At 68.9% G+C, this 22,696-nt stretch carries 20 protein-coding genes; 10 read left to right on the forward strand and 10 right to left on the reverse strand.

What is annotated here, in order from left to right; all coding sequences use genetic code 11:
* Positions 1–40: 40 nt before the first annotated feature.
* Entirely contained in the window at positions 41–958 is a 918-nt protein-coding gene (rarD, locus tag AB0I34_RS27650; RefSeq protein WP_360450394.1) for an EamA family transporter RarD, read from the reverse strand.
* A 142-nt stretch (positions 959–1,100) separates the two neighbouring features.
* Here rarD and AB0I34_RS27655 point away from each other — a divergent pair, with 142 nt between their 5' ends.
* Both AB0I34_RS27655 and AB0I34_RS27660 read left to right on the forward strand, forming a co-directional pair.
* The gene (locus AB0I34_RS27655) at positions 1,101–1,853 is read left to right on the forward strand and encodes a TIM barrel protein (RefSeq protein WP_360450396.1); all 753 of its coding nucleotides are present in this window, start codon (positions 1,101–1,103) and stop codon (positions 1,851–1,853) included.
* Positions 1,854–1,997: 144 nt separating this feature from the next.
* Positions 1,998–2,744 (forward strand): D-Ala-D-Ala carboxypeptidase family metallohydrolase, encoded by a 747-nt coding sequence (locus AB0I34_RS27660; RefSeq protein WP_360450399.1) that lies wholly within the window; start codon positions 1,998–2,000, stop codon positions 2,742–2,744.
* Here AB0I34_RS27660 and AB0I34_RS27665 read toward each other — a convergent pair.
* The 4 genes from AB0I34_RS27665 to AB0I34_RS27680 are packed head-to-tail and all read right to left on the reverse strand — an operon-like array spanning position 2,741 to position 6,791.
* Positions 2,741–3,298, reverse strand: a complete 558-nt coding sequence (locus AB0I34_RS27665) for a DUF402 domain-containing protein (RefSeq protein ID WP_360450401.1) — start codon at positions 3,296–3,298, stop codon at positions 2,741–2,743. The genes AB0I34_RS27660 and AB0I34_RS27665 overlap by 4 nt on opposite strands.
* Before the next feature lie 25 nt (positions 3,299–3,323).
* The gene (locus tag AB0I34_RS27670) at positions 3,324–4,571 is read right to left on the reverse strand and encodes a DUF445 domain-containing protein (RefSeq protein WP_360450403.1); all 1,248 of its coding nucleotides are present in this window, start codon (positions 4,569–4,571) and stop codon (positions 3,324–3,326) included.
* Positions 4,572–4,606: 35 nt separating this feature from the next.
* Positions 4,607–5,830 carry an MFS transporter gene (locus AB0I34_RS27675; protein ID WP_360450407.1) on the reverse strand — a complete coding sequence of 408 codons (1,224 nt, stop codon included), beginning with the start codon at positions 5,828–5,830 and terminating at the stop codon, positions 4,607–4,609.
* Positions 5,808–6,791 (reverse strand): hypothetical protein, encoded by a 984-nt coding sequence (locus AB0I34_RS27680; protein WP_360450409.1) that lies wholly within the window; start codon positions 6,789–6,791, stop codon positions 5,808–5,810. The genes AB0I34_RS27675 and AB0I34_RS27680 overlap by 23 nt, the downstream gene beginning before the upstream one ends.
* A gap of 360 nt (positions 6,792–7,151) precedes the next feature.
* On the opposite strand from AB0I34_RS27680, the gene AB0I34_RS27685 reads away from it, so the two are divergent.
* Together AB0I34_RS27685 and AB0I34_RS27690 are read left to right on the forward strand one after the other, a co-directional pair.
* Positions 7,152–8,303, forward strand: a complete 1,152-nt coding sequence (locus AB0I34_RS27685) for an alpha-hydroxy-acid oxidizing protein (RefSeq protein WP_131360346.1) — start codon at positions 7,152–7,154, stop codon at positions 8,301–8,303.
* Entirely contained in the window at positions 8,300–8,944 is a 645-nt protein-coding gene (locus AB0I34_RS27690) for an HAD family hydrolase (RefSeq protein ID WP_360450412.1), read from the forward strand. Before AB0I34_RS27685 ends, AB0I34_RS27690 begins: the two co-directional genes overlap by 4 nt.
* A 126-nt stretch (positions 8,945–9,070) precedes the next feature.
* Here the strand turns inward: AB0I34_RS27690 and AB0I34_RS27695 are convergent, their stop codons facing one another.
* Positions 9,071–10,033 carry a helix-turn-helix domain-containing protein gene (locus AB0I34_RS27695; RefSeq protein ID WP_360450415.1) on the reverse strand — a complete coding sequence of 321 codons (963 nt, stop codon included), beginning with the start codon at positions 10,031–10,033 and terminating at the stop codon, positions 9,071–9,073.
* A gap of 81 nt (positions 10,034–10,114) precedes the next feature.
* On the opposite strand from AB0I34_RS27695, the gene AB0I34_RS27700 reads away from it, so the two are divergent.
* Together AB0I34_RS27700 and AB0I34_RS27705 are read left to right on the forward strand one after the other, a co-directional pair.
* Positions 10,115–11,266: a serine hydrolase domain-containing protein gene (locus AB0I34_RS27700; protein ID WP_360450418.1), complete on the forward strand. Its 1,152-nt coding sequence runs from the start codon at positions 10,115–10,117 to the stop codon at positions 11,264–11,266.
* Positions 11,247–12,002, forward strand: a complete 756-nt coding sequence (locus AB0I34_RS27705; RefSeq protein ID WP_360450421.1) for an alpha/beta hydrolase — start codon at positions 11,247–11,249, stop codon at positions 12,000–12,002. Before AB0I34_RS27700 ends, AB0I34_RS27705 begins: the two co-directional genes overlap by 20 nt.
* On the opposite strand, the gene AB0I34_RS27710 is transcribed toward AB0I34_RS27705, so the two are convergent.
* Positions 11,995–13,074, reverse strand: a complete 1,080-nt coding sequence (locus AB0I34_RS27710) for a 2-oxoacid:ferredoxin oxidoreductase subunit beta (protein WP_360450424.1) — start codon at positions 13,072–13,074, stop codon at positions 11,995–11,997. The genes AB0I34_RS27705 and AB0I34_RS27710 overlap by 8 nt on opposite strands.
* Positions 13,071–15,062, reverse strand: a complete 1,992-nt coding sequence (locus tag AB0I34_RS27715) for a 2-oxoacid:acceptor oxidoreductase subunit alpha (protein ID WP_360450427.1) — start codon at positions 15,060–15,062, stop codon at positions 13,071–13,073. Before AB0I34_RS27715 ends, AB0I34_RS27710 begins: the two co-directional genes overlap by 4 nt.
* A 306-nt stretch (positions 15,063–15,368) precedes the next feature.
* Here AB0I34_RS27715 and AB0I34_RS27720 point away from each other — a divergent pair, with 306 nt between their 5' ends.
* Positions 15,369–15,725 carry an NADH-quinone oxidoreductase subunit A gene (locus AB0I34_RS27720; protein WP_360450429.1) on the forward strand — a complete coding sequence of 119 codons (357 nt, stop codon included), beginning with the start codon at positions 15,369–15,371 and terminating at the stop codon, positions 15,723–15,725.
* 95 nt (positions 15,726–15,820) lie between these two features.
* Here the strand turns inward: AB0I34_RS27720 and AB0I34_RS27725 are convergent, their stop codons facing one another.
* Positions 15,821–16,720: an ornithine cyclodeaminase family protein gene (locus AB0I34_RS27725; protein WP_360450432.1), complete on the reverse strand. Its 900-nt coding sequence runs from the start codon at positions 16,718–16,720 to the stop codon at positions 15,821–15,823.
* Between the two features lie 42 nt (positions 16,721–16,762).
* On the opposite strand from AB0I34_RS27725, the gene AB0I34_RS27730 reads away from it, so the two are divergent.
* The 3 genes from AB0I34_RS27730 (at position 16,763) to AB0I34_RS27740 (ending at position 19,643) form a co-directional block, all read left to right on the forward strand.
* A complete protein-coding gene (locus tag AB0I34_RS27730; RefSeq protein WP_360450434.1) occupies positions 16,763–17,782 on the forward strand; it encodes a dipeptidase in 1,020 nt (339 codons plus the stop codon).
* A gap of 1 nt (position 17,783) precedes the next feature.
* Complete coding sequence (locus AB0I34_RS27735; protein WP_360450437.1) at positions 17,784–19,133, forward strand: serine hydrolase domain-containing protein; 1,350 nt, start codon at positions 17,784–17,786, stop codon at positions 19,131–19,133.
* Positions 19,134–19,424: 291 nt separating this feature from the next.
* Positions 19,425–19,643 (forward strand): hypothetical protein, encoded by a 219-nt coding sequence (locus AB0I34_RS27740; RefSeq protein WP_360450440.1) that lies wholly within the window; start codon positions 19,425–19,427, stop codon positions 19,641–19,643.
* A gap of 117 nt (positions 19,644–19,760) precedes the next feature.
* Here AB0I34_RS27740 and AB0I34_RS27745 read toward each other — a convergent pair whose 3' ends face one another.
* Positions 19,761–22,679 carry an AAA family ATPase gene (locus AB0I34_RS27745; protein ID WP_360450442.1) on the reverse strand — a complete coding sequence of 973 codons (2,919 nt, stop codon included), beginning with the start codon at positions 22,677–22,679 and terminating at the stop codon, positions 19,761–19,763.
* Positions 22,680–22,696 lie beyond the last annotated feature (17 nt).

The following is a 22,696-nucleotide window of genomic DNA, read 5'->3' on the forward strand; positions in this document are numbered from 1 at the left end:
GGATACTAAATGTCCTGAATCCCGGTCGTCAAGCGAAGGGTCACACCGCGGAGGCGGTGACCGCGGCGCGCTCGATCGCGATCGTCCGGCGCCGCCGGTTCATGCTGTCGATGGTGAAGATCACCAGCGCCAGCCAGACCAGCCCGAACCCGGCCCACCGCATCGACGACATCTCCTCGTGGAACACCAGTACGCCGCAGACGAACTGCATGATCGGCGCGATGTAGTTCAGCAGGCCCAGTGTGGTCATCGAGACCCTGGTCGCGGACGCCCCGAAGAGCAGCAGCGGTACGGCGGTGATCGGCCCGGTCAGCAGCACCAGCGTGAGATAACCGGGGCCTTGGTGCGTGACCGTCGAATCACCCTGCGCGCCGAGTACGACGATCGCCGCGAGTGCGAGCGGTGCCACGGTCGCGGACTCGATCGCCATTCCCTCGATCGCGCCGGCGCCGGCCTGCTTCTTCGTCAGCCCGTACAACCCGAACGAGAAGGTGAGAATGATCGCGACCCACGGTGGCCGGCCGTTCTCGATCGTCAGCCCGGCGACGGCGACGAAGGCGACCGCGAGCGCGACCCACTGCAGCGCCCGCAACCGCTCCTTCAGCACCACGACGCCGAGCAGCACGGTGAACAGCGGAGTGATGAAGTACCCGAGTGACGTCTCCACGACCCGGCCGTGGTTCACCGCCCAGATGTAGGTGCCCCAGTTGACCGAGATGAGGAACGCGGCCACGATCAACGGCCACCGGCGCCGAGGCTCTCGCAGCAACGCCTTCACCTGGCCGAACTTCCGCAGTACGACGACCAGGATCGCGATCGTCACGAGCGACCACAGGACCCGGTGGGCCAGCAGTTCGATCGCGCCGGAGTGGTCCAGCAGCTTCCAGTAGAGCGGGAACAGACCCCAGATCAGGTAGGCGGCGAACCCGTAGATGAACCCTCTGCGCTGCTCTGGCACGCCGTCAGACTATGCCCACGCGACAGTCGCATCCAATTGCTTTGCTCATGACGTGAGACGGGCCGGCGTCCAGCACCCGTTGTTCCCGGGGAGCCGCTGGTGCGATGCGGTTGGATAGAGGGGTGGACACGAGGAGGCACGCGTGGGTGTGAGGACCGGTCTGGTCTCGGTGACGTTCCGCCAGTTGCCGGCCGACGAGGTGGTGGGGCTGGCTGCGAAGGCCGGACTCGCGGCGATCGAGTGGGGTGGTGACGTGCATGTCCCGCTCGGCAATCTGGTCACCGCCAAGCGGGTCAAGGCGCTGTGCGAGGTCCACGGGCTGGAGATCGCGGCGTACGGCTCCTACCTGCGTGCGGGCAGCATCGACCGGGAGGAGATGCGCTCCGCGGTCGCGACCGCGGAGGCCCTCGGCGCGCCCCGGATCCGCGTCTGGGCGGGCAATGTCGGTACGGCGCAAGCGGGCGTGGGGGACCGGATGGCGGTGACCCGCGGGCTGGCCGAGCTGGCCGATGTGGCGGCCTCGTCCGGGATCGAGATCGCGATGGAGTTCCACCGCAACACGCTCACCGACGAGGTCGACTCCACCATCACGCTGCTGCTCGACGTCGGGGCTCCCAACCTCAAGACGTACTGGCAGCCGCCCGTCGACCTGGACGACGCCCAGTGCCTCGACCAGCTCGAAGCCCTGATGCCGTGGCTGACCACTGTCCACGTCTTCTCCTGGTGGCCGTCGAACACCCGGCTCCCGCTTGCCGGCCGTGAGTCGCTCTGGCGCCCGGTCCTGGACCGCCTCGCCGCCGAGCCCCGCGAGATCAACGCTCTCCTCGAGTTCGTCGCCGACGACTCCCCGGAGCAGCTCGCCAAGGACGCCGCCGACCTGCACGCCTGGGTCTGATCGACGGGCAGGTAGAGAGCGACCGGGTGGGTCGGGCGGATGGGTGCCGTCGCGTCGGAAAGTTTCGCTGAGCACTGGCCAAGCGGTGGATGGTGACGGAATGCTGGGCCGGGACAGGTTCCTTCACCGCCCCGGAGGTGTCCGATGTCCATCACCCGACCGTCGCCGCGGCTGATCGCCGTACTGCTGCTGTTCGCGGCGACGCTCACGACCAGCCAGGTCGTGACCGCGACCGAGGCGCACGCGGATGGTTGTTACACGTGGGGCCGCACGCTCAGCCAGGGCCTGAACGGCGAGGATGTGCGGCAGTTGCAGATCAGGGTCGCCGGATATCCCGGGTACGGCGGTCACCTCGCCGTCGACGGAGACTTCGGGCCGGCCACCAAGGCCGCGGTGCAGCGGTTCCAGTCGGCGTACGGGCTCGGGGCGGACGGGGTCGCCGGGCCGGCGACGTTCAGCAAGATCTATGCGCTGCAGGACGACGACTGCACGCCGATCCACTTCGCGTACACCGAACTCGACGACGGGTGCGGCGGATCCGGGTGGGATGGCGGACCGCTGTCGGCGGCGGCGACCAAGGCGAACGCGTTGCAGACCATGTGGCAGTTGGAGGCGATGCGGCACGCGCTCGGCGACCAGCCGTTGAACATCTCCAGCGGGTTCCGGAGCATTCCTTGCAACAACTCGGTCGGTGGCGCGAGTAACAGCCAGCACCTGTACGGCCGGTCGGCCGACCTCACCGGGGTCCACTCGTTCTGCACCCTCGCCAAACAAGCCCGCAACCACGGCTTCGGCGGCATCTTCGGCCCCGGCTACCCCGGCCACAACGACCACACCCACGTAGACATCCGCACCAGCAACGTCTGGGACGCCCCCAACTGCGGGATCTAGGTGATCGGTTGGTTGCCGAAGTTGGTCAGGGGTGGTAGCTCCAGGGCGATCGCCTCTGACAGCCTGGTCCAGCCTGTGGTGCCGAAGGGCTCGATGCCGTCGGTGAACTGCTGTTCCAACGTGTGAGCCGCTTCGACGGCCGCCCGGTGTTCGTGATCGTCGATCAAACCAGCGGCCTGTGCCTCCGCGAGCTCATCCCAGTCCTCGGTGCCCACGGTCCCATCCGGCCGACGGTACGGATCGAGTTCGAGATCGACGTACGTCCACTCGTCCCCGACCAGCACCGGCTGCGTACTCACGTCCGCCACCAGCAACCCACGCGGCCGCCACGTCGCAAACCACCACCCATCCCGCGGCACCAGATGCAACGCGTCCTCCCCAGGCCCACCCGGCCAGCGTTGCGCCACCTCGCAGAACGCCCCGTCGTCCCCCCGATGCCGCGAATGTGCCGGCGTGAACAACCACGTCCCGAACTCATCCGCCTCCCACTCGTACGACGGCCACAACCCACACCCCATCGGCCTCTTCCGCTTCCGGACGTACGTCGTCTTCACACTCCCACCATCCCAACCCCACAGGTCAGAGGAGCTGGCTCACGGCATGGATGAGGAGGCCGACGAGGGCACCTACGACGGTGCCGTTGATGCGGATGAACTGGAGGTCCCGGCCGACGTGGAGTTCGATCCGGGCGGCGGCTTCGCGGCCGTCCCAGCGTTCGATGGTGTCGGAGATGACCGAGACGATCTCGTTGCCGTAGGTGCGTACGACGTACCCGACGGCTTCGGAGGCGCGGGCGTCGACCTTCCCGCGCAGCGCCTCGTCGTCCTGCAGTCGTTGCCCCAGCTCCTGGATGGCCTTGGTCGCGCGCACCCGCAGTGTGCTGTCCGGATCGGCGATCGAGTCGATCAGTGCGGTGCGTACGGCGTCCCACACCGCGGTCAGGCTGGAGCCCATATCGGGATGAGTCAGCATCCGCGCCTTGAACGCCTCGAAGCGCGCCATCGTCGCCGGATCGTTCTGCAGGTCGTGGGCGAGCTGCCCGAGCAGCCGGTCGACCGCTCGCCGCGCCGCATGCGTCGGGTTGTCCCGTACGTCGGCCAGCCAGGCCAGCGCCTCGCGGTGGATCCGGTCGATCACCAGCCGGTCGACCCACTGCGGTGACCACCGCGGCGCCCGCGGACCGACCACGTCGGCGAGCAGTTCACGGTTGTCACGCAACCAGTCATGCGCCTCCACCATCAGCAGGTCGAACAGTGCGTGGTGGGCGCCGTCATCGACGACCGACTGCAGGAAATGCCCCGCGATCGGGCTCAGCGGCTCCTGCACGAACCGCGGCAGCAGCGACCCCCGGACGAACGCCGCCACGTCTTCGTCGCCGAGTCGCGGCAGCGCCGCCCCGATGGTCCGGGCGCCCTCGGCCACGATCCGCTCGGCATGGGTGCCGGAGGCAAGCCACTCACCGGCCCGCCGGCTCACCTCGGCGGTCCGCATCTTCTCCGCCACCACCTCCTGGGACAGGAAGTTCTCGGTGACGAACTGCTCCAGGCTCTCGGCCAGGCTGTCCTTGCGGGTCGGCACGATCGCCGTGTGCGGGATCGGCAGCCCCAGTGGCCGCCGGAACAGCGCGGTCACCGCGAACCAGTCCGCCAGCGCACCCACCATCGCAGCCTCTGCCGCGGCGTTCAGGTACGCCCAGCCGCCGTCGCGGTGCAGCGTGGCCACATAGATCACCGCTGCCAGCAGCAGCAACGACAACGCCACCGATCGCATCTGCCGCAGCCCGCGCCGCCGGACGAGGTCGGCGGCGCCCAACGTCAATGTCGCCATACCCCGATCTAACCAAGTCCCCGGTGATCAGAAGGTCAGGCGACGACTGAGGTCGTGTCTGAGTTCCGGACCGTACGACGATCCATCAGACCGGAGACGAGGGCCAGGAGCAGCCCGGCGACGGCCAGGACGGCGCCGACGCGGCTCGGCCATTCGTAGCCGTAGCCGGCGGCCAGGACGACACTGCCGAGCCAGGCGCCGAGGGCATTGGCGATGTTCAGCGTCGAGTGATTGAGCGACGCTGCCAGCGACTGTCCCTCGTGCGCGACGTCCATCAGCCGGGTCTGCAGCGCCGGCACCAGGATGCTCGCCGAGAACCCCATCGCGAACACGGCGATCAGGGCTCCGGGTCGGGTCTGCGCCAGCCATCCGAACGTCCCGAGTACGACGGTGATCGCCAGCAGGCCGCCGTACAGGCTTGGCATCAGGGCGCGGTCGGCGAGCCGGCCGCCGACGACGGTGCCGCAAGTCATGCCGATGCCGTACATGGCCAACACCACCGTGACCGCGGCCTCCGAGAACCCGGACAGTTCCGTCATCGTCGGGGCGATATAGGAGTACGTCGCGAACATGCCACCGAAGCCGACCATCCCGACCAGCAGCGCCATCCACACCTGCGGCCGGGACAGGGCACTGAGCTCGCTACGGATGTTGACGTCGCTGCCGACCGGCTGCGGCGGGACCCAGAACCACACCGCCACCAGCGTGACCAGCCCGAGCGCGCCGACAGCGAGGAACGGCGCTGGCCAGCCGAGTCGCTGACCCATCAGAGTGGTGATCGGTACGCCGATGATGTTGGCGACCGGGAGACCGACCATCGTCATCGACACCGCCCAGGCCCGCAGATTGACCGGCACGAGTGTGGTCCCGACCACCGCGCCGATGCCGAAGAACGCCCCGTGCGGTACGCCGGTCAGAAACCGCGCCGCCATCAGGAACTCGTAGCTCGAGGCAACGGCCGACAGCACGTTGCCGATCACGAACACCGCCATCAGCCCGAGCAGCAGCCGCTTCCGGCCGGTCCGGGCACCGAGCGCCGCGATCACCGGTGCGCCGACCACCACGCCCAGCGCGTACGCCGAGATGAGGTGGCCGGCGGTCGGGATCGAGATCCCCACACCGTCAGCGATCTGGGGCAGTACTCCCATCGTGACGAACTCGGTGGTTCCGATCGCGAAACCACCGGTCGCCAGCGCGAACAGAGCGAGGCCGACAGGCCACTCGGTGCTGCGGCTGTCAGGAGTCACTGAGTTTTTCACGCCTGATTGTCGCACCCACGAGCAGCAGCACCGCGATGAGGGCGAAGACCACATTGCCGATCAGGTCGGTGGTCCGCGACGCGTCCATCACCGGGTCCTCCGGGAACGCGTGCCACGCGTAGGTCAGGAGCGCGCCACCCGCAACCGCGAGCGAATGCAGCTGCGTCCAGCCGGTCCGCCGCGACCACCGCACCACCACGATCACTGCGAGTACGTCGAGCGCGGCCATCAGCCCGGCCTGCAGCCAGCCGTTCTTCACCAGGTCGTTCACCAGCATGAACGCCGAGCTGAGCACCAGCCCGGCGGCGCCGACCAGCCACGCCGAGGGCACCGTGCCCGCCGTACGACGCCGTCCGCGGGAGCCGACCCGGGCCGCGATGGCGACGAGGACGACGATCGCGATTCCGGTCCCGGCGAACTGCGCCGGCGATGCGACGAACGAGTCGCTGCTCAGGGCGAACGCCGTGTTGGCCACGATGCCGGCGACGAAGATCGCGCCGTACACCCAGAGGCCGATCTTGCCGAGCCACGGTTCGCGGGGGCGGCGCGAGGCCGACTCGACCAGCACGATCGGCACGGTGATGCTCCACACCGTGTGCAGCGCGAGAACGAACAACGTCCATGGCGCGCCCATGCCCAGCGCCGAGATATGTCCCGGGTCGAGCAGCCGCAGGTCCGCGTAGTTCGGGTTGAACAGCGACTGCGTGGTTACCCCTTCCTCGAGTACGCCGTACGCCAGCGCGAGGATCATCACGCTCGGGTAGCCCCAGCCGCGGCGCCTGACGACTTCACGGATCAGCACCGCGCCACCGCCGTACAGCGGGGCCAGGAACAGCAGCGCGAAGATCTGGTTGATCGGGATGTTCCCCAGCAGGAACTCCGCCACCAGTGGCGCCAGGAAGAACAACCCGAGGGCCGGCAGGGTCCGCTTCATCACACTCACATCGGTTGTGTCGGTCACGCTCCTCACTCTCGCGTTCGACGGGCGCCGGCACCGATGCGATCCGTCCGGATCCTGCGCTGACGGACGTCGGGCCCCGGACCTGACGGATGTCATGGCTCAGGGCCAGACACTTGCCACGAGCAACAAGGTTGAGCTCGTCGTCGGCCTCACCGTCTTCGGTCCCGACGACTACAACCGCGCCCTGGTCTTCCATCCCGATGGCCCGCGACGCAGCCAGAGCCGCCTCACCCTCAGCGACGCGCAGAGACCGGACCGTCTACACCGCTTGGGGCGACTGGTTCGCCTGGCTGTGCTGCCTCGTCGCCCTGGCCGGGGTGGTGTGGTTGAGGTCGCGCGGTGGGCGTGGGAGCATCCGGCATGGCCAACTATGGGGATCACCAGTTGCAGATCTATCTGCAGGGGATGCTGCAGGGGACACGGCCGGAGATCACGACCGACCTGGCCCGGCTGGAGTCGCAGGCGGCCGGGACGCTGTCCGCTGAGGCGATGGGGTACATCGTGCCGAGCGCGGGCAGCGGGGCGACGGCGCGCGCGAACCTGGCGGCGTTCGATCGGTGGCGGCTGGTGCCCCGGATGCTGCGCGGCAGCACCGACCGTGACCTGTCCTGCACCATCCTCGGTACGGCGATGCCCGCGCCGGTGCTGGTCGCGCCGATCGGAGTACAGACGCTGGCCCACCCCGACGGCGAGCTGGCGACGGCCCGGGCGGCGGACGCGCTCGGCCTGACCTACACGCACTCGACGCAGGCGAGTCACGCCTTCGAGCAGATCGAGGCGAAGAGCAAGTGGTACCAGCTCTACTGGCCGACCGACCGCGACGTCTGCCTCAGCTTCCTGCAGCGGGCGAAGGCGAGCGGGTACGGCGTCCTGGTCGTCACCCTCGACACCGGGACGCTGGGCTGGCGTCCGGCCGATCTGGACCGCGGGTTCCTGCCGTTCCTCAAGGGAGAGGGTCTGGCGAACTACTTCAGCGACCCGGCGTTCCAGGCGAAGCTGGCCAAGCCGGTCGCCGAGGACCCGGGCGCGGCGGTGATGCACTGGGCGCAGATGTTCCCGAACGTCGGCCTGGGCTGGGACGAGCTGTCGTTCCTGCGGGACAACTGGGACGGCCCGATCGTGCTGAAGGGGATCACGGCCGTCGAGGACGCCAAGCTGGCCGCCGAGCACGGCGTGGACGGGGTCGTGGTCTCGAACCACGGCGGCCGCCAGGTCGACGGCGCGATCGCGTCACTCGACGCGCTGCCGGCGATCGCGGACGCGGTCGGTGAGCAGCTGACAGTCCTCTTCGACTCTGGCGTCCGCACCGGCTCGGATGCGGCGAAGGCCCTCGCACTCGGGGCCAAGGCCGTGCTGCTCGGCCGTCCGCTTCTCTACGGCCTCGCACTGGCCGGGCAGGCGGGTGTCGAGCACGTCCTGCGCTGCTTCCTGGCCGAGCTCGACCTGACCCTGGCACTGTCCGGCTACGCCAACCACCGCGAGCTCAACCGGGACTCGGTGGTCCGGGCGTGAAGGCGGTCATCTTCGACCTGGACAACACACTGTTCGACCACACCGGGTCGGCGACGTACGCGATCCGGAGCTGGATCCCCGAGCTGGGTGGTACGACGACCGACGAGCTGGTCGCGGAGTGGTTCGTGATCGAGGACCGTGTCTACAGCCGGTTCCTGGCCCGCGAGATCACGCACCAGGGGCAGCGGCGTGGCCGGCTCCGCGACTTCCTGCCCCTGCTCGGCCTCCCGGTGCCGCCGACGGATGCGGAGCTGGACGAGCTGTTCACCGGCTACCTGCACCACTACCGGTCGAGCTGGACCGCGTACCCGGACGCGCGCCCGGCGTTGGAAGTTGCCCGGAGCAACGGTTGGCGGATCGGCGTGCTGACCAACGGCAGCACGAAACAGCAGAACGCGAAGCTCCAGGCGATCGGACTGGCTGACCTCGTCGACGTGGTCTGTACGACGGAATCCCTCGGCGTCAGCAAGCCCGCCCCAGAGACCTACCTGCGGACCTGCGAGGCGCTGGGCGTCGACCCGGTGGACACACTGATGATCGGCGACAACCTCGAGCTGGACGTGCTGGCGGCCCGCGCCGTCGGCCTGACCGCGCATCACCTCGATCGCGCGGCCGGCGTCACCCTCACGCAACTGGTCTGAGATTCCGGTCTTCGGAGTCGGAGAAGTCGTTCGTCATGGCACGATCTTCCGGACTGTCCGGCGCCGGGCCATCCATCCGGACCGATCAGGTCCGGATGTCTGCTGGACCGGGCCGGATTCCTGGGATCAGGCCGGTGTCTGCGTCCGCCGGTACTGCGACGGAGGTACGCCGTACCGGTCGAGGAAGGCCTGCCGGAGGGACTCGGTCGAGCCGAAGCCGCACTGCCGGGCGACGGCCGCGAGTGGCAGCTCTCCCGAAACCAGGAGGTGTGCCGCTGCCTCGGTGCGGACACCGCGGACGTACTGCGCCGGCGTCTGCTCGACGTGGGTGAGGAACATCCGCGACAGGTGCCGCTCGCTGACCCCGGCGAGTCGCGCCAGGGCCGGCGTACTCAGGTCCGAGGTCGGGTGGCTGACGATGTGGTCGCGGAGCCGGCGGACGAGGAGGTCGCCGCTCAGCCGGCTCGCCACGAACATGCTCATCTGGGACTGGCCGCCCGGCCGCTGGAGGTAGGTGACCGTGCCCAGCGCGACACCGCGGGCGATCGCCTCGCCGTGGTCCTCCTCGATGAACGACATGGTCAGATCCAGTGCGCTCGTGACGCCACCCGAGGTCGCGATCTCGCCGTCGCGGATGTAGATCGGATCCGCGTCGACATCGACATCCGGGTGCTTCGCCGCGAGCTGGTCGGCGTACATCCAGTGGGTTGTGATGCGGCGCCCGCTCAGCAGGCCGGTGGCCGCGAGCACGGTCGCGCCGGTGCAGACCGACGACACCCGGCGGGCGAGCGCGGACAAGCGTCGTACATGCCCGACCAGGCTGCGATCGGCGGCGGCGTCCTCGTGTCCGAGTCCGCCGGACACGAGCAAGGTATCCATCGGTTCGTTGAACCGCTCGAGCGCCACATCGGCCTGCAGTTGCAGACCCGAGTCACAGTGCACCGCGCGCTTCCCCGGCGTCGCCAGCACCATCCGGTACGGCGGGTTGGCGCCGATGCGGTTCGCGATGTCCAGACACGACGTCACACAGGCGATGTCGAGCAACTCGGCACCGTCGTACGCGACCAGGAGGACCAGGCGTTCGTCCACGTCGCCACGGTATCCGCTCTTGCAATGTAACGTTCACAACACATACCGTCGGTTCTGAAGTGTTCGCTACAAGGAGGTTCGATGGAGCGAGTCGCGGCCCTGGTCCGGCGGTACGTCGACGCGGGACGCTATCCGGGCGCGGTCACAGCCGTGGCCCGGCGGGACAAGGTGGAGCTCTTCGAGGCCTGCGGACTCGCGGACGCCGAGCGTGGCCGGGAGATGCGGCCGGACACGATCTTCCGGATCTTCTCGATGACGAAGCCGATCGTGAGCCTCGGGTTGATGCAGTTGTACGAGGAGGGCCGGTTCCAGCTCGACGATCCGGTGGTGAAGTACCTGCCCGCGCTCGGCCGCCCGAAGGTGTTCGCGGACGGCGCGCTCCGCGACTCCACTCGGGAGATGACGGTGCGCGACATCCTGATGCACATGTCGGGGCTCGCGGCCTCGAACGGCAAGCACCCGGTCAGCCGGCTCTACCAGGACGCCGGGCTGACCGGGATGGACTCGGACGCACCGTTGTCGGAGCTACCGGCCCGGCTGGCAGATCTTCCACTGCAGGCGGATCCGGGGACGCGCTGGATCTACGGGATCTCGACCGACCTGGTCGGGCTGCTCTGCGAGGTGATCGGCGGTCTGCCGCTGGACGAGTACCTGCGCACCCGGATCTTCGATCCACTCGGTATGACGGACACCGGGTTTTCGGTGCCCGAGGCAAGCATCTCCCGCTTCGCCGCGAGCTACACGTACGCCGACGGCAGCTTCGCGCCGGCGGACGACCCGTTGACGAGCGCGTACCTTCGGCCGCGCGCGTTCCTGTCCGGCGTGGCTGGGTTGGTGTCGACGGCCGGGGACTATCTGCGGTTCGCCCGGATGCTGGCCGCCGGCGGTTCGCTGGATGGTGTGCGGATCATCGGCCCACGGACACTGCGGTTCATGACCATGAACCACCTCCCCGGTGGTCAGGACCTCGCGGCGGTGGCCGATTTCGGTGGCGAGACGAAGCGAGCGGGACAAGGCTTCGGCCTCGGGTTCGGGGTGTTGCTGGATCCGGCGGTGGCGCAGACGATCGGCACCCCGGGCGAGTACTTCTGGGGTGGTGCCGCCTCGACGGCGTTCTTCGTCTCGCCGGCCGACGAGCTGGCCGTCGTCTTCCTGACCCAGTTGCGTCCGTCCTCCAGCTATCCGATCCGTCGCGAGTTGCGCGCCGCTGTCTATGCCTCACTCGACGACTGACGACGGTTGCCGGCTCTGGACCGAGGCGACCGGCGACGGACCAACCGTCGTCCTCGTCCACGGCGGCCCTGGCTGGTGGGACGTCTTCGACGGCCTCCCTCGGCTGCTGCCCGGCTTCAGGGTCCACCGGTGGGACCAGCGCGGCTGCGGCCGGTCCGATCGCCGCGGTCCGTACACCCTCGAACGCTCGGTCGCCGACCTCGAGACGATCCGCCGCGGCCACGACAAGTTCGTCCTGGTCGGCCACTCCTGGGGTGCGGCCCTCGCGCTCCAGTACGCCGCTGCGCACCTCGACCACCTCAGCCACCTGATCCTGGTCTCGAGCACCGGGCTCGACGGACCACCCCCGTCGTACCGGGACCGCGTTGCCGAGCGGCTCGTGCCGTCAGTTGATCCCTGGATCGCGCGCATCGCCACGAACTTCGCCGACCAGTCCACCGCTCTCGACTCCGCGCGTCGGCTCAACACACCACGCTTCGAGCCCAACCAGGAATGCGCCGACGCGTTGCTGGCCGAGCTCCGTGCGGTGCCGGATCGGGCTGGCGCTTGCGAGCGGATCGACGTACCGACGTTGTTGATCCACGGTGCGGAGGATCTGCGGCCGCCGTACGTCACGGACAGTCTGCTGCGCGCGCTGCCGAATGCGGAACGGGTAGTGCTCGACGGTGTCGGGCACTACCCGTGGGTGGAAGACCCGGACGGCTTTCAGAAAGCCGTCCGGACCTTTCTCAGTTGATGGTCCAGGTATCCGAGCCGGTGACGAGGGCCTGCAGGTCGCCGGTGCCCTGAGCCTCCTGGGCGGTGGTGATCTGCTGACGGACCATGTCGTCGTACGCCGGGCGCTCGACCGCACGGAAGATGCCGATCGGCGCCTGGTGCAAGACACCGGCGTCGGTCAGCCGGGACAGCGCGAACGCGTACGCCGGGTCGTCCGCGTGGGCGTCGTGGACGACCAGGTCGGCCTCGCCGTTGGGCAGGTCGGCGACCTCCTTCACGGCCAGCGAGGCGAAGCCGTCGCGGACCACGCCGAGCCGGCCTTCCTTGCCGAACCTGATCGGCTCGCCGTGCACCAGCGGGATGATCGCGTCGTCACGGGTGTCGGGGTCCTTGAACGCCTCGAACGCGTTGTCGTTGAAGATCGGGCAGTTCTGGTAGATCTCCACGATCGCGGTGCCACGGTGCTCGGCGGCCGCGCGCAGGACCGAGGTCAGGTGCTTGCGGTCGGAGTCGATCGTGCGGGCCACGAACGTCGCCTCCGCGCCGAGCGCCAGCGAGACCGGGTTGAACGGGTTGTCCACCGAGCCCATCGGCGTCGACTTCGTCACCTTGCCCGGCTCCGAGGTCGGCGAGTACTGACCCTTGGTGAGGCCGTAGATCCGGTTGTTGAACAGCAGGATCTTCAGGTTCACGTTCCGCCGCAGCGAGTGGATCAGGTGGTTGCCGCCGATCGACAGCGCGTCGCCGTCACCGGTCACCACCCAGACGCTCAGGTCCGGCCGGGCCACCGCGAGACCGGTCGCGATCGCCGGCGCGCGCCCGTGGATCGAGTGCATGCCGTACGTCGACAGGTAGTACGGGAACCGGGACGAGCAGCCGATGCCGGAGACCATCGCGATGTTCTCGCGCTTGATCCCGAGCTCGGGCAGGAAGCCCTGGAACGCGGCCAGCACGGCGTAGTCACCGCAGCCGGGGCACCACCGGACCTCCTGGTCCGACACGTACTCCTTGCGGTTCTGCGGCTCGCTCGCGGCCGGGACGCCGTGCAGCCCACCGGGCAGACTCGGCAGGCCGAGGTCGACCGTACTCATCGTGCTCCTCCCAATCGGGACTGGTGCAGATCGTGCTCGTTGCCGTTCAGTGCCTCGCCGTGCGTCAGGTTGGCGGCGGCTTCGCCCAGGTGGCGCGCGTCGTCGTCGATGCCCTCGGTCTCCTCGACCAGGTTGCCGATCACTTCGGCCAGCTCGGCCGCGCCGAGCGGCATACCCCGGACCTGCGCGTAGGAGACGACGTCGACCAGGAACTTCGCCCGCAGCAGCATCGCCAACTGGCCCAGGTTCATCTCCGGGACCAGGACCTTGTCGTAGCTGCGCAGCAGGTCACCCAGGTTCGGCGGGAACGGGTTCAGGTGCCGCAGGTGGGCCTGCGCGACCTTGCCGCCGACCTTGCGGACCCGGCGGACGCCGGCGCCGATCGGGCCGTACGTCGATCCCCAGCCCAGCACCAGGACCTTCGCCGTACCGTCCGGGTCGTCGACCACGATCGGGTCGATGGAACGGGCGATGCCGTCGACCTTCGCCTGCCGGGTGCGGATCATCAGGTCGTGGTTGGCCGGGTCGTAGGAGATGTTGCCGGTCTTGTCCTCCTTCTCCAGACCGCCGATGCGGTGGTCCAGGCCCGCCGTACCCGGGATCGCCCAGGCGCGGGCCAGGGTCTCCGGGTCGCGCAGGTAGGGGAGATAGATCGGTGCGCCCTTGTCGTCGGTGGCGTTCGGCTCGAGGGTGAAGTCCGGGTCGATCGTCGGCAGGTCGTCGACCACCGGGATCTGCCACGGCTCCGAACCGTTGGCCAGGTAGCCGTCGGACAGCACGATCACCGGCGTCCGGTAGGTGACGGCGATCCGAGCCGCCTCGACCGCGATCGCGAAGCAGTCCGCGGGGGACTGGGCCGCGATCACCGGCAGCGGCGCCTCGCCGTTGCGGCCGAACATCACCTGCAGCAGGTCGGCCTGCTCGGTCTTGGTCGGCATGCCGGTCGACGGGCCGGCGCGCTGGATGTCACACACGACCAGCGGCAGCTCGAGCATCACGCCGAGGCCGATCGTCTCGGACTTCAGGCTGATGCCCGGACCGGACGACGTGGTCACGCCGAGCGCTCCGCCGAAGGACGCGCCGAGGGCGGCGCCGACACCGGCGATCTCGTCCTCGGCCTGGATCGTGGTCACGTTGAACCGCTTGAGCTTGGACAGCTCGTGCAGTACGTCGGAGGCCGGGGTGATCGGGTACGCGCCCAGGACCAGGGGCAGCCCGGCCCGCTGAGCGCCCGCCACCAGGCCGTACGCCAGCGCCAGGTTGCCGGAGATGTTCCGGTAGGTGCCGGTGGCCATCTTGGCCGGCTTCACCTCGTACCGGACCGAGAACTCCTCGGCGGTCTCGCCGAAGTTGTAGCCCGCCCGGAAGGCCGCGATGTTCGCGTCGCGGATGTCCGGCTTACTCGCGAACTTGGTCTCGAGGAACGTGATCGTCGACTCGACCGGGCGCTGGAACAGCCACGACACCAGCCCCAGCGCGTACATGTTCTTGGCCCGGGACGCGTCCTTGCGGGTCAGGCCGAACTCCTTGACCGACTCCACCGTCATGCCGGTCAGGTTCAGCGGCACCACGTGGTAGCCGTCGAGCTCACCGGTCTCCAGCGGGTTCTCGTCGTACCCGATCCGCTTCAGGTTCCGTGGAGTGAAGTCGGCGGTGTCGACGATCAGGGTGGCGCCGCGCGGCACGTCGCGCAGGTTCGCCTTCAGCGCCGCCGGGTTCATCGCGATCAGCACATCGGGCGCATCACCCGGCGTGAGGATGTCGTGGTCGGCGAAGTGGAGCTGGAAGGACGACACTCCCGGCAGAGTTCCGGCTGGTGCCCGGATCTCGGCGGGGAAGTTGGGCAGGGTCGACAGATCATTGCCGAACGATGCCGTTTCCGCTGTGAACCTGTCCCCCGTGAGCTGCATCCCGTCGCCGGAGTCGCCGGCGAAGCGGATCACCACGCGATCGAGCTGCTTGACCTCGATGGTCACTGTTCTGTTCATCTCCAAGTCGAAGCTTGGGCCGGCCCGCCGCGTCGTGGGCGACAGGTCGATCCCCCCAGTTCAGGGCGATAACCCCAATATTAGTTCGCCCTTAGTACAGAACCATGCGGAAGCCCCGGTGGTCCACAGCCTGGGACACGGTGTTAGTGGGTGGATTCATCCGCTAGGGACGAATTCGCCAATATCACCCTGTGCAGTCGTTCCCTTGCGATCCGACTTCGCCTCCAGGTCACCGACCTCAAATCCGGGTACGGCCCCTACGTCTCAGTCGACTCGATCATGCTCTGCACCAACTAAGCTGCTGCCGTGTCGGAGAGTTATGGGGTCGTCCTCGCGGTGGTCGCGCTCGGCCTGGTCGGGCTGATCGGCGCCTTCGCGCTGAACAAGGCGCTCACCGTCACCTATCCGACCGAGAACAAGCTCAAGACGTACGAGTCCGGCGTCGACCCGGTCGGCGAGGGCTGGGCGCAGGTGCACATCCGGTACTACCTGTTCGCCTACCTCTACGTGATCTTCGCCGTCGACGCGATCTACCTCTTCCCGTGGGCGACGATCTTCGCCACCCTCGGCTTCTCCACCTTGATCGAGATGTTCGTCTTCCTCGCCTTCGTCGCGGTCGGCCTGCTCTACGCCTACCGCAAGGGCGTCCTCCGCTGGACCTGATGCGGACCGCCAAGCCATCACAATCGCGCCGACGAGCCGCCGCCACGCTCAGGTCGCCCGAGCGGTGTGCGTTGTGATGGCCTGGGCGTCCGCTGCTACGCCCGAGCCAGGGCTGCGGCGATAGCCCAGTCCTGTGGGCCGATGCCGACGGACTTGAAGACGGTGCGGCCGGTGGAGGCTGGAGGAGCTGAGAGCGCGGGCCCGAGCTCGATCAGGTCTGCGCGTTGCAGTACGCCGGAGGTGATGGCGTCGATGATCTCGCCGGACTCTTCCAGCGCCGCTTCCCGCTGATCGACCAGGACCGTCGACGCGGTGGCGAAGAGGTCGCGCGGTAGCTCGCGCATCGTCGGGCGGAAGGCGCCGATGGCATTGACGTGGACGCGGTCGGGGAGCGCGTCGGCGGTGAAGAGCGGCGTGGTGGACGACGTGGCGCAACAGACGATGTCCGCGTCGGCGATCGCGTCGTCGATATCCGTGCCTGGAGTGAACTTCACCTCGGGAAACTCGTCGGCCAACGCCTTGCTCAGTCCCGTAGCGCGGTCAGCTGAGCGACCGGTGACGATGACGTCGGCGATCGGTCGTACGGCGAGAACTCCGCGGACCTGGTCGGGTGCCTGAGCGCCGGTCCCGATCAGCGTGAGCCGGGTCGCGTCGGCCTGGGCGACCAGATCGGTGGCGACCCCGACGACCGCACCGGTCCGCAGTGTGGTGATCGAGCTGCCGTCCGCGACGAGTTGATCGCCGGCGCCGGTCCAGATCACCGTCGCGCGGATGGCCGGCACCTGATCGAGCGCGATACCGATCTTCTTCACCACCGCGCTCCCGGTCGGCGTGTGGTACGCCGACATCACCAGCACCGACCCGTTGCCGAAGATCTGCCGCGGCGGCAGGACGAAGTTCCCCGCCGCCAGTTCCCGGAACGCGTCCCGCACCGCGTCGATCGCCGTACTCATCGGAACCGCACGCCGGACATCCTGAGCCGAAAGCACCTTCACCGACCCGAGCATATTCTGGTCCGATCGACATGAGGGGATCGAATGAACGACCTGCATGCGGAAGCGCTGGTGGCGGATGCGCACAACGACCTGTTGATGCTGGTGGCGCGACGGCCGAAGGCGACGTGGGCGCAGTACTTCCGGGAGCGGTGGATCCCGCAGTTGCGCGAGGGCGGGATCGACGTCCAGGTGCTGCCGGTGTTCATCGACGACGAGTTCCGGCCCGAAGGTGCCTTGCGCGAGACGCTGCGGATGATCGAGGCCGCGCATCGGATCGCCGAAGGCAACGCCGATGAGGTCGCGCTCTGTACGGCGCCTGGCGACATCCCGGCCGCGACCCGCGCCGGCAAGATCGCGCTGGTACTGGCGCTCGAAGGCTGTCCGCAGATCGACAACGACCTCGAACTCCTGCAGACGCTGCAGCGGCTCGGCGTCCGGATGGTGTCGTTCACCCACTTCGGCCGCAGCGCGCTCGGCGACGGATCGGGCGAGGACGCGACCGGCAGCCGGCTCACCCACGCCGGCGTCGAGGCGGTCGGTCTGCTCGAGGAGCTCGGCGTACTGATCGACGTCTCGCACGTCGGCCGCGGCGGCGTCGAGCACATCCTCGAGCTGGCGACCAAACCGCTGGTCGCGTCGCACTCCAGCGCGTTCGCCCTGCGCGACCACCACCGCAACCTGACCGACGAGCAGTTGCGGGGAATCGCGGCCACCGGCGGCGTCATCTGCGTGAACTTCTTCGCCGGATTCCTCACCACCGCGGAGAAGCCAACTGTCGATCACCTGGCCGATCACCTCGAGTACGTCGTGAACGTCGCCGGCACCGACCATGTCGGGCTGGGCAGCGATTTCGTGGCCGAGGTGTTCGGGGAGAAGGTCCCGGCCTGCGACCGTCCGCTGGTCATCCAAGGCCTCGACGTCGAGGTGTTCGTGCCCGGTCTCGAAGGCCCGGCCGGGATGCCGCTGGTCACCGACGCGCTCCAGCGCCGTGGGTTGTCAGAGGCAACTATTCGCAAGGTACTCGGCCAGAACCTGGTTCGTGTTCTCTCATCGGAGGCGTGAGATGCAAAGCTGGTTGGACAACAACCTCGGTCGGCTGATCGAGAAGCACGATGTGCCGGCCGCGTCCGTCGCGGTCTGGGCCGACGGCGAGCTGAGTACGGCGGCGGCCGGCATCCTCAGCCTGAACACCGGCGTCGAGGCCACCACCGACTCCGTCTTCCAGGTCGGCTCGATCACCAAGCTGTGGACCACCACGCTGATCGCCCAGCTGGTTGTCGAGGGCAAGGTCGACCTCGACCGGCCGGTCCGCGACTATCTGCCCGAGTTCAAGCTCGGCGACGAGGCCGCGGCCGCGTCGATCAGGCCGCGGCACCTGCTCACGCACACCGCCGGCTTCTCGGGTGACGCCTTCACCCCGACGTCGCGTGGCGACGACGGTGTCGAGCTGTTCATCCGCGATGTGCTGCCCGGCCTGGCCCAGGAGGTTCCGCCCGGCGCGGGGTTCTCCTACAACAACTCGGGCTTCGTCGTCCTCGGCCGGATCGCCGAGGTCCTGCGGGGCAAGCCGTACCACGAGCTGATCCGCGAACAGATCGGCGTACCGCTGGAGTTGAAGCACCTGGCCACGATCCCGGACGAGGCGCTGCTGTACCGGGCCGCGGTCGGGCACATCTCGCCGAAGCCGGATGAGCCTTTGCAGGCCGCGCCGGTGTGGAGTCTCGTGCATGCGATGGCACCGGCAGGCTCGTTGCTGGCGATGAGTGCGAGCGACCTGATCACCTTCGGCCGGGCGTACCTGGACGCGTCGCTGCTGGACCGGGCCACCATCGACCGCCTGTGGCAACCGCAGGTCGACGTACCGCCGACCGGTGGCTTCCCGGCTCACTGGGGCCTCGGCTGGATGATCTTCACGCTCGATGGCGGGACGGTCTACGGTCACGACGGCGGGACCGTCGGACAGTCCGCGTTCTTCCGGCTGGTCCCGGACAAGGGCGTCGCGGTCGCGCTCCTGACCAACGGCGGCAACACCTCGTCGCTGTACGACGAGCTGGTCGGCCACGTACTGCGGGAGACCGCGGGGATCGAGCTTCCGGCCCGGCCGGTGCCGCCGGCCGAGCCGGTCGAGATCTCGGCCGACCTGGTCACCGGCCGGTACGAAGGTGTGCTGACCGCCTCGACCGTCAGCGTCGAGGACGGTGAGTTCTGGGTGCTGGAGGAGGCAGTCGGCGAGGAGGCGAAGGTGATCCTGCCCGAGCCGCGGCGGACCCGGCTGGTCCCGCTCGACGACTCCCGGTTGATCGCCGCCGAGCCCGAGCACGGTGATCACACGGTGCTGGCGTTCCGGGATCCGGTCGACGGCCGGGCGGCGTACCTGTTCCAGGGCGGACGGCTCACACCGCGCAGCAGGTGAGAACACTCGTTTAAAGCGGACCGACCGGTGCATGAAGTCCCGCCGCACTGGGAAGGAGTGTCAGTGACGTGCGGCGTGGCTGGGGCCGTAGCACGTCGCGCTTCACCGAGAGTCACCTGCCTCGCCCTCACCGGATCGTTGCCGGGTCACCCTTTGTGATTGCGGACGGCAACTATTGTGAGGGTCCGCCGTACCCTGGATAACGGATTGCGTACAGCCTGTCGCCAAGTAGTCAACCTGGAGTTATGGTGATTACTCGGGGGAATGGGGTGAGTACGGGGTGGTGAGGCTATGTCGTGGCAACTGTGGGTGGCGATCGCACTCGCAGCGACCGGGGTCGTGATCCTGGTCGTGTGGCGAATGCGGCACGCCCAGCACGTGTTCGACGACATCACCCGCATCGACCGTTCCGCCGAGAGTAGCCAGTCCGATTCATCCGGTGACGAGCTCGCCGAGGCGAGGGCCCGCCGGATCCCACCGCAGTCGCCGCCGCGCCGCAAACACGGATAACGCGACCCGAGAAGACGCCCGGTCCCCACCCGGGTTCCGCCCAAGCCGCTCACGTTCGGTGGCCCGCACAGCGCCGAACGTGAGCGGCTGTGGGACTGCGTCGGAGACTGTGGGATCTCAGTCCAACAGTCCGTCCCGCCGGGCCACCGCGGCCGCCTCGGTCCGTGACCGGACGCCGAGCTTGCCGAGGATGTTCGACACGTGCACGCTCACGGTCTTCTCGCTGATGTACAGCTCCCGGGCCAACTGCCGGTTCGTCCGCCCGTCGGCGACCAGCTTCAGCACCTCGGTCTCTCGCGCGGTCAGCGCACCTGAGCCCAACCCGGGTCCTTCGACTCCGCCGAGCTCGTCCAGCAGCGGCTTCGACCCCAACTCCCGGCCGACCTCCGCCGCCAGCGCCGCCTGCTCGTTCGCCTCGGCCACCCGGCCCGCGGCACGCAGTGCGGCCGACAACCGCACGCGCGACCAGGCCTGCTCGAAGACGTACCCGTACCCGAAGGCGTCCATGGTCCGCTGCCACGCGGCCACATGCTCCTCCGGTGACGGCGGATCGATCCCGGTCAGCCACCGGAGCCGCTCCCACTCCGCCTCCAGCCGCGACAGCCAGGCCAGCCCTTCGACACCGATCACCCGGCCGGGCGGTAGCCCCTTCTCCACCGTCGCCTGTCCGGTCGCGAGCAGCTCGGAGCCTCGGGCAACCAACTCCTCGGCCGCCGACGGCTCGCTCACCGCCCGGTGGCACAGCAGTTGCATTCCGAGCGTCGTGAAGCGGATCTGGGCCATGAACCACTCGGTCTGGAACACGTCCGCCAACAGCGCGGACACATCCGCGATCAGCTTCTCCGCGTCGGCGACCTGGTCGAGTTGGCGGTAGGCGTCCACGGCCGGCTGCAGCCCGATGATCGGCAGCATGACGTCCAGATCCCACCACTTCCGCATCCGCTCCAGCTCTTCCGCGACGGAGGTGTCCCCGCGTCCGCTCCGGACCGCGAAGTCCACCGCGCGGAGCGCCGCCGCCGACGCGGCCGGAGTCTTGGAGTCAGTCCGGGCGGTTGCCGTCGCGTCGTCCCAGTCGCCCAGGACGAACTGCGTCAGCGCCAGCATCCGCCGTGCGTCGAACCCGTACGCCGCCCACTGCCGGCCGAGCTCACCGGCGCGCTGCGAGGCATGGACGAGCGCAGTCTTCGCGCCCTGCAGGTCGCCCTCCTCGTAGTACGTCGAACCGAGCAGGAACCGGCTCCGGACCTCTGCCGCCGCGTCACCGGTCAGCTGGGCCCGTACGGCGGCCTCCTCCAACTGCCTGGCGGCCGCGACCGGGTCACCGGCCCGGCGCCGGAGCTGGGCCAGGGTGATCCCGGCGTCGCCGGCGGCCGACTCCTGGCCGGCCTCGCGAGCGATCTCGAGCGCCTTGTGCGCCCAGCGCTCCGCCTCCATCGGGCGGCCGAGCGCGTCGGACACCCGTGCGTACAGCGAGGCGACCTGGGCCTTGAAGACGGTCGACGGCTCGTCGGACACCAGCTTGAGCGCCTGCGTGACGGCTTCGTTGGCCTCCTGGTCATGGTCGACGATCAGCGCGATGTCCGCGAGTGGCAGCAGCAACTGAGCCCGCTGCAGCTTCGGCGCGTCCGGCGGCAGATCCACGAGCGCCTTGCGGAGCAGCTTGAGCGCGCGCAAGTGCTGCGAGGACAACGTGGCCGCCAGCGCGGTGTCGACGATCAGCCAGGTCTTGTCGATCGTGTTGTCGGGCGATGCGTTCGGGAACAGCTCGAGCGCCATCTCGTAGTGCTTCAGCGCCTCCTGCGGCGCGGCGACCGTGATGGCCTCCTGCCCGGCCCGGACCCGCGCCTCGAACGCGGTGGCCAGGTCGTGCGACCGGGTGGCGTGCCCGGCGAGCTCGGCCGCCGTACCCGCGACGGTCTGGTCCTTCAGCGCCTGCACATACGCCGCGTGCTGGCGGACCCGCTCGCCCGGCAGGAGGTCGTCGTACACAGCCTCGGCCAGCAGGGCGTGCCGGAAGTAGTAGCTCGCGTTGCCCGGTACGTCGATGATGTGGGCGTCGATCAGCTCGCGCAGAGCCTGGTCGAGCTCGCGGTCGGGCAGTCCGGCGACAGTGGTGAGCAGCGTGTGCGGCACCCGGCGGCCGGCGACTGCGATGACGCGGGCCACCTGCCGGGCGTCGTCGGACAGCGGATCGAGCCGGACCAGCAGCAGGTCGGCCAGATCGGGCGGTACGGCATCGCCGTCGCCCATCGACGCCGCGGCCACCAGTTCCTCGGTGAAGAACGCATTCCCGCCGGCTCGCTCGAGGATCCGTCGTACCTCAGTCTCCGAGAGTGGCTTGGAGACCAGCGAGTCCAGCAGTGTGCGGGACTCGTCGGCGTCCAGGGGCGCCACGTTGACTCGGCGTACGCGCGGGTTGCGGGACCACTCGGCGATCGGGCGGCGCAGCGGGTGGCGGCGGTGCAGGTCGTCGCTCCGGTACGACACCACCAGAGCCAGGCGCTGTGAGGTCAGCCGGGTGATGAGGAAGCCGATCAGGTCGCGGGTGGAGTCGTCGGCCCAGTGCGCGTCCTCGATGATCACCAGCAGTGGCTCACTGGTGGACAGCGCGGTGAACGCGCCCAGGACCGCGTCGAACAGGGCGGCCCGATCGAGCTGGCCCTCCTGGGGCACGGGCTGGGCGCCGATCAGGCGATGGGTGGGCAGGAGCCGGCCGATCGCCGGGAAGTTCGTCAGGACGCTCTCGACCAGATCGGGCCGCTCGCCGGCCAGCCGGCCGAAGATCTCGGTGAACGGCAGGTAGGGCAGGCCGGCATCGCCGAAGTCGGTGCAGTGCCCGACCAGGACGCCGAAACCGCGCTCGTGGGCCCCGGTGGCCACTTCGTCCAGCAAGCGGGTCTTCCCTACCCCCGCATCACCGGACAGCAGAACGGCGCCGGCACGGCGCGTTCGCGCGTCGTCGACGGCACTGAGGAGGGCGGCCATCTCGGTCGAGCGGCCGACGAGAGGTGTCGAGGTCCAGGGCACATCGTCCATCTTCGCCCCTGGAGCCG

The sequence above is a fragment of the Kribbella sp. NPDC050281 genome, from assembly GCF_040655855.1.
In the GTDB taxonomy this organism is placed as follows: Bacteria; Actinomycetota; Actinomycetes; order Propionibacteriales; family Kribbellaceae; genus Kribbella.

Bases quoted from the DNA above. Each gene is read 5' to 3' on its own strand.
- AB0I34_RS27660 (WP_360450399.1), top strand. From the start codon at position 1,998: ATGTCCATCACCCGACCGTCGCCGCGGCTGATCGCCGTACTGCTGCTG.
- AB0I34_RS27670 (WP_360450403.1), bottom strand. From the start codon at position 4,571: ATGGCGACATTGACGTTGGGCGCCGCCGACCTCGTCCGGCGGCGCGGG.
- AB0I34_RS27685 (WP_131360346.1), top strand. From the start codon at position 7,152: ATGGCCAACTATGGGGATCACCAGTTGCAGATCTATCTGCAGGGGATG.
- AB0I34_RS27700 (WP_360450418.1), top strand. From the start codon at position 10,115: ATGGAGCGAGTCGCGGCCCTGGTCCGGCGGTACGTCGACGCGGGACGC.
- AB0I34_RS27705 (WP_360450421.1), top strand. From the start codon at position 11,247: ATGCCTCACTCGACGACTGACGACGGTTGCCGGCTCTGGACCGAGGCG.
- AB0I34_RS27710 (WP_360450424.1), bottom strand. From the start codon at position 13,074: ATGAGTACGGTCGACCTCGGCCTGCCGAGTCTGCCCGGTGGGCTGCAC.
- AB0I34_RS27715 (WP_360450427.1), bottom strand. From the start codon at position 15,062: ATGAACAGAACAGTGACCATCGAGGTCAAGCAGCTCGATCGCGTGGTG.
- AB0I34_RS27730 (WP_360450434.1), top strand. From the start codon at position 16,763: ATGAACGACCTGCATGCGGAAGCGCTGGTGGCGGATGCGCACAACGAC.
- AB0I34_RS27735 (WP_360450437.1), top strand. From the start codon at position 17,784: ATGCAAAGCTGGTTGGACAACAACCTCGGTCGGCTGATCGAGAAGCAC.
- AB0I34_RS27740 (WP_360450440.1), top strand. From the start codon at position 19,425: ATGTCGTGGCAACTGTGGGTGGCGATCGCACTCGCAGCGACCGGGGTC.
- AB0I34_RS27745 (WP_360450442.1), bottom strand. From the start codon at position 22,679: ATGGACGATGTGCCCTGGACCTCGACACCTCTCGTCGGCCGCTCGACC.